The organism is Vibrio sp. ZF 223, from assembly GCF_003050585.1.
GTDB lineage: Bacteria > Pseudomonadota > Gammaproteobacteria > Enterobacterales > Vibrionaceae > Vibrio > Vibrio crassostreae.
The window spans coordinates 167,223-181,040 of record NZ_PIGB01000011.1 but is presented as its reverse complement, the minus strand read 5'-3'; the positions used below and the strand labels follow the sequence as shown (position 1 = coordinate 181,040).

The following is a 13,818-nucleotide window of genomic DNA, read 5'->3' as shown; positions in this document are numbered from 1 at the left end:
CTCATTAAGAGTGGCCTTGAATAGCAAATATAATGATGTAGCCGTCAGCTGGTCACTATCCGAAAGAAGCCCAAATAACCGTTGCCACCAAGATTGGGCAGACAAATTTCACATACATTGGCCAAACTTTACCAAACCAACCCAGTTGAAAATCAGGGCAGCCTTGCTCAAGCTCTCTCACTTTTGAAGCTCGGCTCCACACCCAGCCACCAAACAGGCAAAACATCAATGCCGCTACAGGTTGAAGGTATTGAGTTGCAATCATCGCTACCATGCCAAACATCGCAGCAAAGTTGTAAACAATCACCACACTAAACAGCGCGATAGCACCACCAATCACCCAGCTTGTTGGCGTTCGTCTAGTATTGAAACGCTCACTCACTAGCGCTACCGGGCCTTCAAGCATCGAGATAGAAGAAGTCAGTGCAGCAATCGTTAGTAGTAAGAAGAAGACAATTGCGAAGATCTGACCAAGCACACCTAAACTATCAAACATCAACGGCAGAACCGTGAATACTAGCGTGTCAGAACTTAATAGTGAGCCGTCTTCCGCGTAGATTTGAACGCCTTTTTGCATCGCAACAAACATTGCAGGCATCACCACTAGTCCAGCAATAAAAGCGACAGCAGTATCAACCAAAGTAACGTTCATTGCCATTTTTGGCAGGTTTTCTTTCTTACTTAAGTAAGAGCCATAAACCAACATTGAGCAGCCACCAATGGTGAGCGAAAAGAAACCCTGCCCCATTGCCGCCAGAATCAGTTTTCTATCCCACACTTTCTCAAAGTCTGGAACGAGGTAATGTTTTAGGCCTTCCATTGCACCAGATTGCGTCATGATGTAAACAAACAATAAGCCAAATAAAACAAACAGCGCAGGCATCAAACGAGTCGACCACTTCTCGATACCTTGCTTAACACCGCCCTGTACAATCAAGATAGTCAGTACATAGAACGCGACGGTACCAAATACGTTGCGCTCAACACTGAAGCCTTTAAACCAATCAGCAGCAGCCTCTAGACCAATCAGATCCGCAACAGCTCCAATTAGGAAGCAAATCAACCAACCGCCAACAATGCTATAAAAGGCTAGCACTGCACTTGGAACACTCAATCCAATCCAACCGACAAACTCACCGACTTTCTTACCCAAAGGGTTTGTCGTCAAAGATCGCATGCTATCAACTGGGTTTGCTTGGCCGTGACGGCCGATAGCCATCTCTACCACCAGCATAGGGAAAGCAACCACGAAGATCATGATCAAATAGACCAAAAGGAAAGCACCGCCACCGTTGCTGGCAACTTGAGTCGGGAAACCCCAAATATTACCCAAGCCAACCGCTGCACCAGCCGCTGCTAAAATAAAGCCTAAACGAGAGCTAAAGTGCTCTCTTGAAGAGGAAGATTGTTGGTCCATATTGCCCGCATTAAAAATCAGTGAACTAGTTGAGAAGTACAGTAATAAAAAGCAATGATAGGCACAACCAATAAATGAACAATTCTCTGATTTTTACAATCAATGCGCTATTTAGAACCACAAAATTAACAAATAACCAGTCTTATCATTCAATCATAAGCAATAAAGCAAAGTGGCGGGCTTGAGAAGCAAATCGATTAAATAGAGATAAATACTCGTTGCGTGGTTCCATTTATACAAACAAAAAGAGCACCAACCGGTGCTCTTGCTATTCATCATTAGATTCACATTAAATTGTGAATACTTGGTAATCTTTTAGGTTCGGAATAATTTCATGCAGTTCTTGCTCTTGCTCTGCCATCTCATCAAGTGAATCACAGAACTCAGTGCCTTCTTCTTCCATTTGCTGAGCATGTTCTTTCATTCGCTCTTCAACTTTCAGCTTTAATTCAGCCATGCTGTCAGCCAATTCAGTCAGGTTTAGGCCACCGTCTTGTTTCATCTTTTCTGACATCGCATTAAAAGCGCTAGATATAAATTCTTGGTTAAAGATTTCTTTCGCCTTCTCGAAATCTTCAGACCAGCCATTTGCCATCGAGTCGAAACTGTCTGCTGGTAGTACTAGCTCACCATCTTTGTAGTAACGCGCCTCAAGTTCAGCAAAATACGTCTTCATTGACTCTTTTACATTATCAAACGACTCAGGCGAATCTAGGCTAGCGGCAATATCATCAATAACGTCATTGGCTAATGCTAAGCTCTCGTTAGCCATTTGCTTTGCGCGAGGTAAATACTCACTCATACTTTCACGATACTTTTCAATTGCCGCTTGTTGGTCTGCATCAAGCTCAACTTTCTCACCATGAATATAGAGATCGTTGTTGTTATCGAACACGGCGCTATTGCCATTTACCTGATGAATTTCGACTTTCTGATCATCGATTCGTAATTCATTCTTCAAATCAACTCGACACTGAGCAGCAAAAGTTGGCAGGCTCACGACAGAGATTACCGCTGTTAACGATGCGATTAATACATTGTTTTTCATAAACATTTTGTTTTTCATAAATACATTGCTTTTCATAACATCCTCTCATCAATCTGACAAATTACTATACCTTGGGTGTATGCTTCTTTGTCAGAGCAACGTCTTATATTCCCTAGCCAATTATTCAGTCAACCGATACCACTTCGTAGCAAAACTGTTTATCAGCGACCTTAAACTCAATTTCATCGCCAACTTCTTTACCCATTAACGCCTGACCAAAAGGCGCATTTGCCGTCACGATAGCTACTTCATTGTCATTCCACGTGACAGCCAGTCCCCCAACTCTCGGCCCCATAAAGAAGTGTTTATATTGGTCATGCTCATCAATCACCACCACATAGCTACTCACAGTAACTTTTTCACTGTCACGCAATACAAGGTTTCGATAGCACTGAATATCATCTTCACACTCTTGCACTCTCACCGCTTGTCCGTGGGCAAGATACGAGGCTTCTAGAGCTAAGGTGTCGTACTTGTGTTCTGGCACTGTCTCTTCATCGGTCGCGGCGTCAATGGCACGTTGAGTGGCAGATTGTGCGATACGCAATCGGGATTCGAGTTGCTCAATGATTATTTGTCGAAGCTCAGGCTTATTCATACTATTGGGGTGCTTTTCTATAGGAGCTACAGAATAGAATTAGGTACAATCAGGTGCAAGACATTTGATTCATCAAGCGACGCTATCATGAATAGGCGCCCGCTTTAGCATCAATACGACACTTAATAACTCAGGTAGAACATAAATGATTGAGCAGAAACTAAAACAAGTATTCGGATTCGACTCACTGCGTAATGGACAAAAGCAAGTCATTGATAATGTTCTATCTGGTCACTCAACTGCGGCCATATTTCCTACAGGCTCAGGTAAATCTCTGTGTTATCAATTACCAGCATTAGAATTGCCGCACTTAACCTTAGTGATATCACCGCTGTTAGCCTTGATGAAAGACCAACTCGCTTTCCTGCACAGTAAAGGCATTAGCGCAGCTGCCATCGAATCAAGCCAAGACAGACAAACCACACAACAGGTCATGCAGTCGGTACGTAACGGTGACACAAAGATCCTCATGATCTCAGTTGAGCGCTTGAAGAACGAGCGCTTTCGTCAGTTTATCTCTCAAGTGCCGATCTCACTGCTTGTGGTCGATGAAGCGCACTGTATTTCAGAATGGGGACACAACTTCAGACCAGATTACCTGAAGCTTCCTCAATACCAGAAACAGCTCAATATTCCTCAAGTACTGTTACTGACAGCAACCGCGACGACATCTGTTATCCAAGATATGAAGTCGAAGTTTGAAATTGATGAGGAACGCGTTGTGGTTACGGGGTTCTATCGTCAAAACCTCGACCTGTCGATTCAACCTTGCGAACAAACCAGCAAGCTAGAAACCTTGAGCAATGTCGTCAACCAAGCTTCTCTCGCTCCGACTATTGTTTATGTCACCCTTCAACAAACAGCAGAGATGGTGGCTCAGCAACTTCGAAACGCTGGCGTTAATGCCGTGGCTTACCATGCGGGTCTTAAGCCTGAAAACCGAGATGCAATTCAACATCAATTCATGAATGATGAAGTGAGCTGTATCGTGGCAACCATTGCGTTTGGTATGGGCGTAGATAAGTCCAACATTCGCCGAGTGATTCACTTTGATTTACCAAAATCGATCGAGAACTACTCACAAGAGATCGGCAGAGCGGGACGAGATGGACAAGCTTCTGAGTGTATATTGCTCGCGAACAAACACGGCTTGAGCACACTAGAGAACTTTGTATTTGGCGATACTCCAGACAACATATCGATCCAGGCAGTATTAAAAGAGATCTACGAAAATCAAAACATTGGCGCTTCTGGTTGGAACCAATGGGAGATCATGCTTAACCAACTATCACGTGAATCCAACATTCGTCAGTTACCGCTAAAAACACTGCTGGTGTATCTCGAAATTGAAGGTGTGATTGAGCCGAAGTACAGCTACTTCGCAGACTACAAATTTAAGTTCATTCGCCCGAAACAGCAAATCACCGAACAGTTCCAAAGTGAACGTCGTCAATTTGTCGAAGCGATTTTCCAATGCTCTCCTCAGGCAAGAGTGTGGTGCCAAGTCGACTTCGATGCGCTTTGGACTCATTTCCAAGCTGATCGTCAGCGCGTGATTGCGGCTATCGACTACTTCAATGAACAAGGTTGGATTGAACTGGAAAGCAAGCAGATCACAGATGTCTATGCGATTCACAATACCTCAGAAGATATGATGCAGCTGTCAGAGCGTCTAACTGAGTTGTTTAAGGTAAAAGAGAACAGTGAAATCAATCGTCTTAATCAGATGCTGAGCTTCTTTGAAGCCGACACCTGCCTAAGCTCGCGCCTTGCAAGTTACTTTGCCGATGATAAGGCGCCAGCAAACTGCGGTCATTGCTCTGTATGTCGAGGAGAAGTGGCAATCTTACCAACCGTTGATGTTGAACCTGTCGATGATGAGACGGTGATGACATGGATACATGAGTTTATTTCGACTAGCCAACAACTGATTACCGACGAGGCAATTACTCGCTTCTTATGTGGAATCGCTACCCCGCTTTCAACCAAACTCAAAGCCAGCAAAATGGTTGGTTACGGCAAGCTAGAGCAGCAACCGTTCAGTGATACCTTAGCGCGAGTTAAACAGCTTCCTAGATAAGCCAACTTCCATACTTAGGTAAAAACCGATTAGGCTGTGAAGTCTAGTCGGTATTCAAATACCAACAACACTTTCAACAACATTTCTAAGCCGAACCTCTCAGAGCCTTTCCCTAAAAGAAACTCAACTGACGCATTTGGTCTTTGGGTTGCAGCATTACACTTAAACCAAGCAGACGTATCTCTCGCCCCTGTTGTCTTTTCAGTATTTCACTTAGCAGTTCTTTGAAGTGTTCACGATCTAAAGAGGCGTGGATATGTTCAATCGTGGTTTGCTGAAAGTCGGCGAACTTGAGTTTGATTCCCTGCTTGATGATCGCTTTAGTTGGGCTGGCTTTTTCTAAGCGAGTTTCGAGCTCAGGAAATAGCTTGTCTTCGATTACCTGCCAACATTCAGCGTAAGTTGAAATATTTTGAGTGAAGGTGCGCTCTACGCCTACCGATTTTCGCTCGCGCTCGATGATAACTTCTCGATCATCAATGCCATGACTGCGCTTCCAGAGTGATGCACCTTGACGGCCAAACTTGAGTAGGAGGTCTCGATAGTCAGACTCTTTAATATCCTTACAAGTAAAGAAACCTGCTTGATGCAGCTTTTCAATGCTCACCTTGCCGACACCGGGAATCTTTTCTAGTGGCAACTCATCAATCACTGATTGTACGTCTTGTGGAGGGATAACAAACTGACCATTGGGCTTATTCAGATCCGAGGCAACTTTGGCTAAGAACTTGATCGGGGCAATGCCAGCCGAAGCGGTCAGGTTGAGTTCATTCCAGATATCACGGCGAATCGACTCAGCAATAAGTGTTGCTGAACCATGACACTGCGTAGAATCGGTGACATCAAGAAACGCTTCATCTAAGGAAAGAGGCTCTATGACAGACGTGTATCGAGAGAAGATTTCACGGATCTTTTTAGATATCTCGACATAGACCGACATTCTTCCCGGCACAACCAATAGATTAGGACAAAGCTGTAGCGCTTTTCCGGTCGGCATTGCAGAGCGAACACCAAACTTGCGGGCTTCATAATTACATGTGCTCAAAACACCGCGTTGCTTCTCATGCCCACCAACAGCTAACGGGCGATTTCGGTAAGCTGGGTTATCACGCATTTCTACAGCCGCATAAAAACAATCCATATCGACATGAATTATTTTTCTTATTTTCTCTTCGCCTGCGCTACACATCTAGGAATGACTCGACCTTACAACTGTATCAATAAACAGTATAATCCAAATTTTATCAGATTTAAAACGATCTCGAGTCCAGCTAAAAAGGTTTCGCTTCAATAGTCATAAGCTCTTCTGATACTATTGTTAACGAGTATTTAGTCTATAAGTAGGGATCGCTTGTGAGTGAAAAAATACTAGTGGTGGAAGATAGCCGAGCATTCCGCAACTACCTGTACCAACAGCTTAAAAATAGCGGTTATGAGGTCGCACTTGCTGAATCTATTGCAGAAGCAAAAAACATCTTGGAACAAGAGACGGATTTCTTATGTGCCGTATTAGATTACTGCTTACCTGACGGGCAAGACGGTGAGATCATTGATCTCGTATTAGGCTATCAACAGAAAATAATTGTTCTTACCGGGATGTTCGACAATCAACTGCGAGAGCAAGTCCTAGCAAAAGGCGTTATTGACTACATACTTAAAGACAGTATGTCATCAGTAAGCTACCTACTCCCTCTGGTTCAAAGAATTTCGAATAATCGCCACCACAAAGCATTGGTTGTCGATGATTCAGCGGTTGTTCGCCGTTACATAGCTCAACTTCTAGAACACCAATATATCCAAACTATCCAAGCCGAAGACGGCGAACAAGCATTAAAGCTTCTTCATAACGATCCCGATATTACATTCGTTGTTACAGACCATGATATGCCGAACAAAGACGGTATAGCGATGATCCGTGAAATTCGACGCGATCACGATAGAAACCAGTTGGCTATTTTAGGGCTATCAGGTAGCGATGACCGCACCATGACAGCGCGATTCCTTAAAGCGGGTGCTAACGATTTCCTTTACAAGCCTTTTAACCAAGAAGAGTTTTTCTGCCGTATCCATCAACTGCTTGATATGAAAGAAGCGGCCAATGAGCTATTTCGACATGCCAACGAGGATGCTCTTACTGGCTTATGGAATCGTCGCTACCTGTTTAATCATCCTTGTAAGGGCTGCGATCAACGAAACATCGCGATGATGGATATCGACTTCTTTAAGAAAGTGAATGATACCTTTGGCCACGATGGTGGTGATGCCGTGCTGATCGATGTAGGGAAAATCATCAAAGATCATTTCAAAGACGATGTCGCTGTGCGCTTCGGTGGTGAAGAGTTTTGTATTCAGTCATGCGGTGCATTTGAGAGCTTTGTTGACAACTTAGAGTCCATGAGAGAAGCCATTGAAAGCCATGTTGTTGAGCATGACTCTCAAAGAATCAAGGTCAGTATTAGCATCGGCGTAACCGATTTAGACGCCAAGTTAGATGAGCAGATCAAAGCCGCTGATGAGCTTCTTTATACGGCAAAAGAGCAAGGTAGGAATCAGCTAGTGTTTGCGCGTAACAGCATGCAAATCGAACAATAGTCATTCGTTTTTGTTTCCATCGTTAATCTGCCAAGATAAATGACTAAGCCTCAAAACCAAAAAAGCTCAAGATGATAATCTTGAGCTTTTCAATTTAAGGGCATAGATAACTCTACCCCTTATGACTGTCACCCATTAAGCGATACGGTCTTTACTCCAAGCCGCTTCTTTTTGTTGGCGCTCAGCCAGCTTCTCTTCACGGTAAGCTTCACGTGCTTCACGCTTCTTACGCGCGTCGCAAGGTTCAGGGCAGTTACATACTTTATCAATACCAACAGCACCTAAGCCACCACAGCTACCTTTCACAACTTTCTTTTGGATAATGTAGCCAATTGACATCGCTGCGATTACTGCAAGAAAAACACCAAATGTAATCAGAAATGTATTCATAATTATCTCGCTTACCTTATTTACCTAAGTATGGCTTAAATGCTTCAGAAGCAATTTCTTTAAAGCCATCTGCTGTTTTTACCACCATGAACACTGGGATGTTATGCTGGTTTGCGACTTCCATTCCTTTTTCCTCACCTAAGACCATAAGGCCAGTAGATAAGCCGTCTGCAGTCATTGAAGACGGGTTTAAAACAGTCACAGAAACCACTTTATGATGAAGAGGCTTTCCTGTTTCTGGGTTGATGATGTGTGAGTAACGAACACCATCACGCTCAAAATAGTTGCGGTAGTCACCAGACGTTGCGATCGCCATATCACCAGGCTCGATGATCTCTTGGATGTTACGTTCGTCAATACTTGGCTTTTCGATGGCAATACGCCAGCCTACACTTTCACGGTTTAGGCCTTTCAAACGGATTTCACCGCCTACTTCTACCATGTAGTTGTGAATACCAATTGAATCAAGGTAATCGGCAACAACATCAACGCCCCAACCTTTTGCAATAGTTGACAGGTCGACATACAAATTAGGCAAGTCTTTAGTTAGCTTGTTGCCTTCAACGCTCAAGTGGTGAATACCAACCTTAGCTTTACGAGCAGCAAGTTCTTCATCTGATGGAACGACTTCCGGACGCGCTTCAGGACCAAAACCCCAAAGATTAACCAATGGGCCAACCGTAACATCCAACGCACCTTCAGTAAGACCGTTCAAACGAATGGCTTCTTTCACAACGATAGCAGTTTGTTCAGATACTTCGAATGCGTCCGCACCTTTGTGTTGATTGAAACGGCTCAGCTCTGAATCTTCACGGTAAGTCGACATTTGATCATTCACTTCTTCAAGTAGACGATCGATCTCAGTATGAACTTCATTAGATTCAGGAAATTCATCACCCTTGATATATTTAATATTGTAACTGGTACCCATTGTTGGGCCACTTAAATGCACTTGCTCTCTTGCCTGATCACAGCCCGCAAGAAAAATCAAAGAAGTTAATGCAACAAGCCAAATTCTCACTTGCTTACTCCTGTCTAATGTTAAGGATTTATATAAGGAAAAATAAGAGTAAAAAATAGGTATTTTGAATGCCTTACTCTTTCTTATATAAGCCAGTATGTTGTCAAAAATAGTCTTAGAAAAACAAATGGCTGACTCGTGAGAGTCAGCCATAATATCAATCACTTAAATGGATTAACCACCGAAGTCATCTAGTAGGATGTTTTCATCTTCTACACCAAGATCTTTCAGCATGCCGATAACAGCCGCGTTCATCATTGGTGGACCACACATGTAGTACTCACAGTCTTCAGGAGCTTCGTGATCCTTCAGGTAGTTTTCGTACAATACGTTATGGATGAAACCTGTGTAACCGTCCCAGTTGTCCTCTGGTTGAGGATCAGACAGAGCACAGTGCCACACGAAGTTCTCGTTTGCAGCCGCTAGGCCATCGAAATCTTCAATGTAGAACATCTCACGCTTAGAACGTGCACCGTACCAGTAAGACATCTTACGAGTAGAGTTAAGACGCTTAAGTTGGTCGAAGATATGTGAACGCATTGGCGCCATACCTGCACCACCACCGATGAATACCATTTCATTGTCTGTGTCTTTAGCAAAGAACTCACCAAATGGACCAGAAATAGTACATTTGTCGCCTTCTTTAAGAGACCAGATGTATGAAGACATCACACCAGGAGCTACGTCAGGGTTGTTTGGCGGCGGAGTTGCGATACGCACGTTAAGCTTGATGATGCCTTTCTCTTCTGGGTATGAAGCCATAGAGTAAGCACGGATCGAGTGCTCTTTAACGATAGACTCGTAACGGAACAAGTTGAACTTATCCCAGTCACCACGGTATTCCTCAGGAATATCGTAATCTGCGTATTTCACGTGATGTGGTTCAGCTTCAATCTGAATGTAACCACCCGCGCGGAACGGAACTTCTTCACCTTCAGGGATCGCTAGAGCAAGTTCTTTGATGAAAGTAGCTTCGTTGTTATTCGAGATAACAGTACATTCCCACTTTTTAACACCAAAGATATCTTCGTCTAGTTCAATCTCCATGTCAGTTTTCATAGCAACTTGACATGCAAGACGTTCACCTTCGCGAGCTTCACCTTTTGTGATGTGATCAAGTTCAGTTGGAAGGATGTCGCCACCACCAGACTTAACTTTTACACGACACTGACCACAAGAGCCACCGCCACCACAAGCAGAAGATACGAAGATACCAGCGCCAGCTAGGGCACCAAGTAGCTTGCTACCAGGTTGAGTAACGATCGCCTTTTCAGGGTCGCCGTTTACAGCAATAGTGATGTCACCTGATGGTACTAGCTTAGACTTAGCGAAAAGAATCACTAGTACTAGAGCCAATACAATAATGGTAAACATCGCTACGCCAAGAATAATGCTTTGCATTTGTTATTCCTTATTACTGGGTGCTTACCCTACAGTTGAACACCAGAGAAAGACATAAAGCCTAACGCCATCAGACCAACAGTAATGAACGTGATACCAAGGCCACGAAGACCTGGAGGTACGTCAGAGTACTTCATCTTCTCACGGATACCCGCAAGAGCAACGATAGCTAACATCCAACCCACACCAGAACCGAAGCCGTAAACAACAGATTCCGCAAAGTTGTAGTCACGAGTTACCATGAAAGATACACCACCAAAGATTGCACAGTTAACTGTGATCAGTGGAAGGAAGATACCTAGTGCGTTGTACAAAGGTGGGAAGAAACGGTCTAGAACCATCTCTAGGATTTGTACAAGTGCCGCGATAACACCGATGAATGCGATGAAGTTAAGGAAACTTAAATCGACACCTTCAACAAGCGCGTTTTCTTTCAGGATGTGTGTGTAAACAAGGTTGTTTACAGGAACAGCGATTGTAAGTACTACAACTACCGCAACACCAAGACCAAAAGAAGTTTTAACTTTCTTAGATACCGCTAGGAATGTACACATACCTAGGAAGAAAGAAAGCGCCATGTTTTCGATGAAAATCGATTTAACTAGCAGACTAATATAATGTTCCATGACTACCTTACCCCTTCGCTTCTACTTGTTCTGGTTTGAACACACGAATTGCCCAAATCAAGAAACCAATTAGGAAGAATGCAGAAGGTGCTAGAAGCATCAAGCCATTTGGCTGATACCAACCACCGTTGCTCACTAGAGGTAGTACTTCCATACCAAATAGTTTGCCAGAGCCTAGAAGCTCACGGAAGAAACCAACAGTGATAAGAACGAAACCGTAACCAAGACCGTTACCAAGACCATCGATTAGAGATGGGATTGGCGCAGACTTCATTGCGAATGCTTCAGCACGACCCATTACAATACAGTTAGTAATGATTAGGCCTACGAATACAGATAGCTGCTTAGAGATATCGTATAGGTATGCTTTAAGCACTTGGTCTACCACGATTACTAATGATGCGATGATTGCCATCTGAACGATGATACGCACACTGTTAGGAATGTGGTTACGGATCAAAGAAACGAAGAAGTTAGACAGAGCAGTAACGAACATTACCGCGATAGTCATAACAAATGCTGTTTCTAGCTTAGTGGTTACCGCAAGAGCAGAACACACACCAAGAACCTGTAGCGCGATTGGGTTGTTGTCCAACACCGGCGCTAAGATGCTCTTTTTAATTTCTTTTGCACTAGACATTAGTTCAGACCTCCGTCACGAACTTTTGCTAGGAACGGACCAAAGCCCATATCACCTAACCAGAAGTCAAATGTATGTTGAACACCAACGCTAGTCAGTGTTGCACCAGAAAGGCCATCTACACCGTGCTCAGAACCTTGAGGAGCGCCACCTTTAACAACCTGAATAGCAGGTTTGTGGTTTTCGTCGAATAATTTCTTACCAACGAATTGAGCGCGCCAAGTTGGGTTCTCAACTTCACCACCAAGTCCAGGAGTTTCACCTTGCTCGTAGTAAGTGATACCAGAAACTGTGTTGCCATCAGTTTCTACCGCAACGAATGCGTACATCATTGACCATAGACCGTTACCGTGAACAGGGATGATAACTTTAGAAGTTTCAGCGCCATCTTTCACAAGGTATACAGTACCTGTGTTAGCACGACGAATGATCTTAGCGATGTCATCTTCAGCTGAAAGCTTAATTGACTGAGCTGGATCTTTTGCCGCTTTACGTTGGTCGTATGCAGCAGCATCGCCGTCAACGAAATCACCAGTAGCGAAATCAACTAGACGAGGTTCAATGTTCTCTGCGTACAGTGCTGGAATGTTACCCGCAAGTTCAATGCCCGCAACTTCAAGGATCTTAGTTTGCTGATCCAGAACCGCGTTAGCTTGTTGCTTAGGTTTAAGAACAACTGCAGCTGTTGAAACGATGATTGAGCACACTAAGCTCAATGCGATAACAACAAACAGCGTCTTTTTAATGCTATCGTTATTACTTGCCATAGCGCGCTAGTCTCCGCTTAATGTTCTTCTCGATTACAACGTGGTCAAACAGAGGAGCAAATAGGTTTGCGAATAGAATCGCAAGCATCATGCCTTCTGGGTATGCAGGGTTAACTACACGGATCATTACACACATTGCGCCGATTAGGATGCCGTACCACCACTTACCTTTGTTGGTAAATGAAGCTGATACTGGGTCAGTCGCCATGAAGAACATACCGAACGCGAAGCCACCAAGAACTAGGTGCCAGTGCCAAGGCATGCTGAACATTGCGTTAGTATCAGAACCGATCACGTTAAACAGCGTAGACACAGCAATCATACCGATCATTACACCAGCAATGATACGCCATGAAGCGATACGCATGTATACGATCATCGCAGCACCGATCATAAGTGCTAGAGTCGATACTTCACCGATAGAACCTGGGATGTTACCAATGAATGCGTCCATCCAAGTGATTGCTTCACCAGATGTTACGTTCATTAGTGCGCTACCGCCGCCTTGAGCCCATTGGCTAAGAGCAGTTGCACCAGAGAAACCGTCTGCAGCAGTCCAAACTACGTCACCTGAAATCTGTGCAGGGTATGCAAAGAATAGGAACGCACGGCCAGCAAGTGCAGGGTTCAGGAAGTTACGACCCGTACCACCGAAGATCTCTTTAGCGACTACAACACCGAAGGTAATACCTAGTGCTGCTTGCCATAGAGGAAGTGTTGGCGGAACGATAAGCGCAAATAAGATAGAAGTAACAAAGAAGCCTTCGTTTACTTCGTGCTTACGCACCATACAGAACAGAACTTCCCAGAAACCACCAACGATGAATACCGTTGCGTAGATAGGTAGGAAGTATGTCGCACCAAGTAGCATCTTGCTGCCAACACCTGCATCGGCTCCTAAGGAGGCGCCAAGCATTTCGGTTAGCCAGTAGTGCCAGTTACCACTGATAACAGATGCTAGTTCAGCGCCTGCGTACATATGGTTAAGTGCTGCGATAGCTTGGCCACCCGCGTTGTACATACCCCAGAACATTGCTGGGAATACCGCGAACCAAACCATGATCATGATACGTTTTAAATCAACGCTATCACGAACGTGCGAGCTTTTCTTTGTAATAAGACCTGGCGTGTAGAACACTGTCGCTGCTGCTTCGTAAAGCGCAAACCACTTCTCGTGTTTACCACCTGGCTCAAAATGATGCTCGATGTCTTCAAGAAACTTTTTAAGGCCCATGAAA

The 13,818-nt window shown here is 44.1% G+C and carries 13 protein-coding genes; 2 read left to right on the top strand and 11 right to left on the bottom strand.

The annotated features are described in order from the left end of the window. Positions 1–55: 55 nt before the first annotated feature. The 3 genes from CWO13_RS19270 to CWO13_RS19260 form a co-directional block, all read right to left on the bottom strand. On the bottom strand, positions 56–1,417 hold the full coding sequence (locus CWO13_RS19270) for a sodium-dependent transporter (protein WP_102432273.1): 1,362 nt from the start codon (positions 1,415–1,417) through the stop codon (positions 56–58). A 289-nt stretch (positions 1,418–1,706) separates the two neighbouring features. Further along, the gene (locus tag CWO13_RS19265; protein WP_102432272.1) at positions 1,707–2,501 is read right to left on the bottom strand and encodes a YggN family protein; all 795 of its coding nucleotides are present in this window, start codon (positions 2,499–2,501) and stop codon (positions 1,707–1,709) included. Positions 2,502–2,589: 88 nt separating this feature from the next. Further along, positions 2,590–3,063: a GreA/GreB family elongation factor gene (locus CWO13_RS19260; RefSeq protein WP_102432271.1), complete on the bottom strand. Its 474-nt coding sequence runs from the start codon at positions 3,061–3,063 to the stop codon at positions 2,590–2,592. 145 nt (positions 3,064–3,208) lie between these two features. On the opposite strand from CWO13_RS19260, the gene CWO13_RS19255 reads away from it, so the two are divergent. Continuing rightward, entirely contained in the window at positions 3,209–5,143 is a 1,935-nt protein-coding gene (locus tag CWO13_RS19255) for a RecQ family ATP-dependent DNA helicase (protein WP_102432270.1), read from the top strand. A 112-nt stretch (positions 5,144–5,255) separates the two neighbouring features. Here CWO13_RS19255 and dinB read toward each other — a convergent pair whose 3' ends face one another. Then, positions 5,256–6,332 carry a DNA polymerase IV gene (dinB, locus tag CWO13_RS19250; RefSeq protein ID WP_048657908.1) on the bottom strand — a complete coding sequence of 359 codons (1,077 nt, stop codon included), beginning with the start codon at positions 6,330–6,332 and terminating at the stop codon, positions 5,256–5,258. 164 nt (positions 6,333–6,496) lie between these two features. Between dinB and CWO13_RS19245 the strand changes: the two genes are divergently transcribed. Further along, positions 6,497–7,735 (top strand): response regulator, encoded by a 1,239-nt coding sequence (locus CWO13_RS19245; protein WP_048657907.1) that lies wholly within the window; start codon positions 6,497–6,499, stop codon positions 7,733–7,735. A 135-nt stretch (positions 7,736–7,870) separates the two neighbouring features. Here CWO13_RS19245 and nqrM read toward each other — a convergent pair whose 3' ends face one another. The 7 genes from nqrM to CWO13_RS19210 form a co-directional block, all read right to left on the bottom strand. Beyond that, positions 7,871–8,125, bottom strand: coding sequence for a (Na+)-NQR maturation NqrM (gene nqrM, locus CWO13_RS19240; RefSeq protein ID WP_009848378.1), 255 nt, complete (start codon positions 8,123–8,125; stop codon positions 7,871–7,873). 16 nt (positions 8,126–8,141) lie between these two features. After that, the gene (locus CWO13_RS19235; protein ID WP_108083407.1) at positions 8,142–9,146 is read right to left on the bottom strand and encodes an FAD:protein FMN transferase; all 1,005 of its coding nucleotides are present in this window, start codon (positions 9,144–9,146) and stop codon (positions 8,142–8,144) included. A gap of 174 nt (positions 9,147–9,320) precedes the next feature. Beyond that, positions 9,321–10,547: an NADH:ubiquinone reductase (Na(+)-transporting) subunit F gene (nqrF, locus tag CWO13_RS19230; protein WP_017631923.1), complete on the bottom strand. Its 1,227-nt coding sequence runs from the start codon at positions 10,545–10,547 to the stop codon at positions 9,321–9,323. A gap of 29 nt (positions 10,548–10,576) precedes the next feature. Continuing rightward, positions 10,577–11,173 carry an NADH:ubiquinone reductase (Na(+)-transporting) subunit E gene (gene nqrE, locus CWO13_RS19225; protein ID WP_009848375.1) on the bottom strand — a complete coding sequence of 199 codons (597 nt, stop codon included), beginning with the start codon at positions 11,171–11,173 and terminating at the stop codon, positions 10,577–10,579. Positions 11,174–11,180: 7 nt separating this feature from the next. Continuing rightward, positions 11,181–11,813: an NADH:ubiquinone reductase (Na(+)-transporting) subunit D gene (locus CWO13_RS19220; protein ID WP_008223083.1), complete on the bottom strand. Its 633-nt coding sequence runs from the start codon at positions 11,811–11,813 to the stop codon at positions 11,181–11,183. Further along, positions 11,813–12,580: a Na(+)-translocating NADH-quinone reductase subunit C gene (locus CWO13_RS19215; RefSeq protein WP_004735209.1), complete on the bottom strand. Its 768-nt coding sequence runs from the start codon at positions 12,578–12,580 to the stop codon at positions 11,813–11,815. The genes CWO13_RS19220 and CWO13_RS19215 overlap by 1 nt, the downstream gene beginning before the upstream one ends. After that, positions 12,570–13,814 (bottom strand): NADH:ubiquinone reductase (Na(+)-transporting) subunit B, encoded by a 1,245-nt coding sequence (locus CWO13_RS19210; protein ID WP_017067139.1) that lies wholly within the window; start codon positions 13,812–13,814, stop codon positions 12,570–12,572. Before CWO13_RS19210 ends, CWO13_RS19215 begins: the two co-directional genes overlap by 11 nt. Positions 13,815–13,818 lie beyond the last annotated feature (4 nt).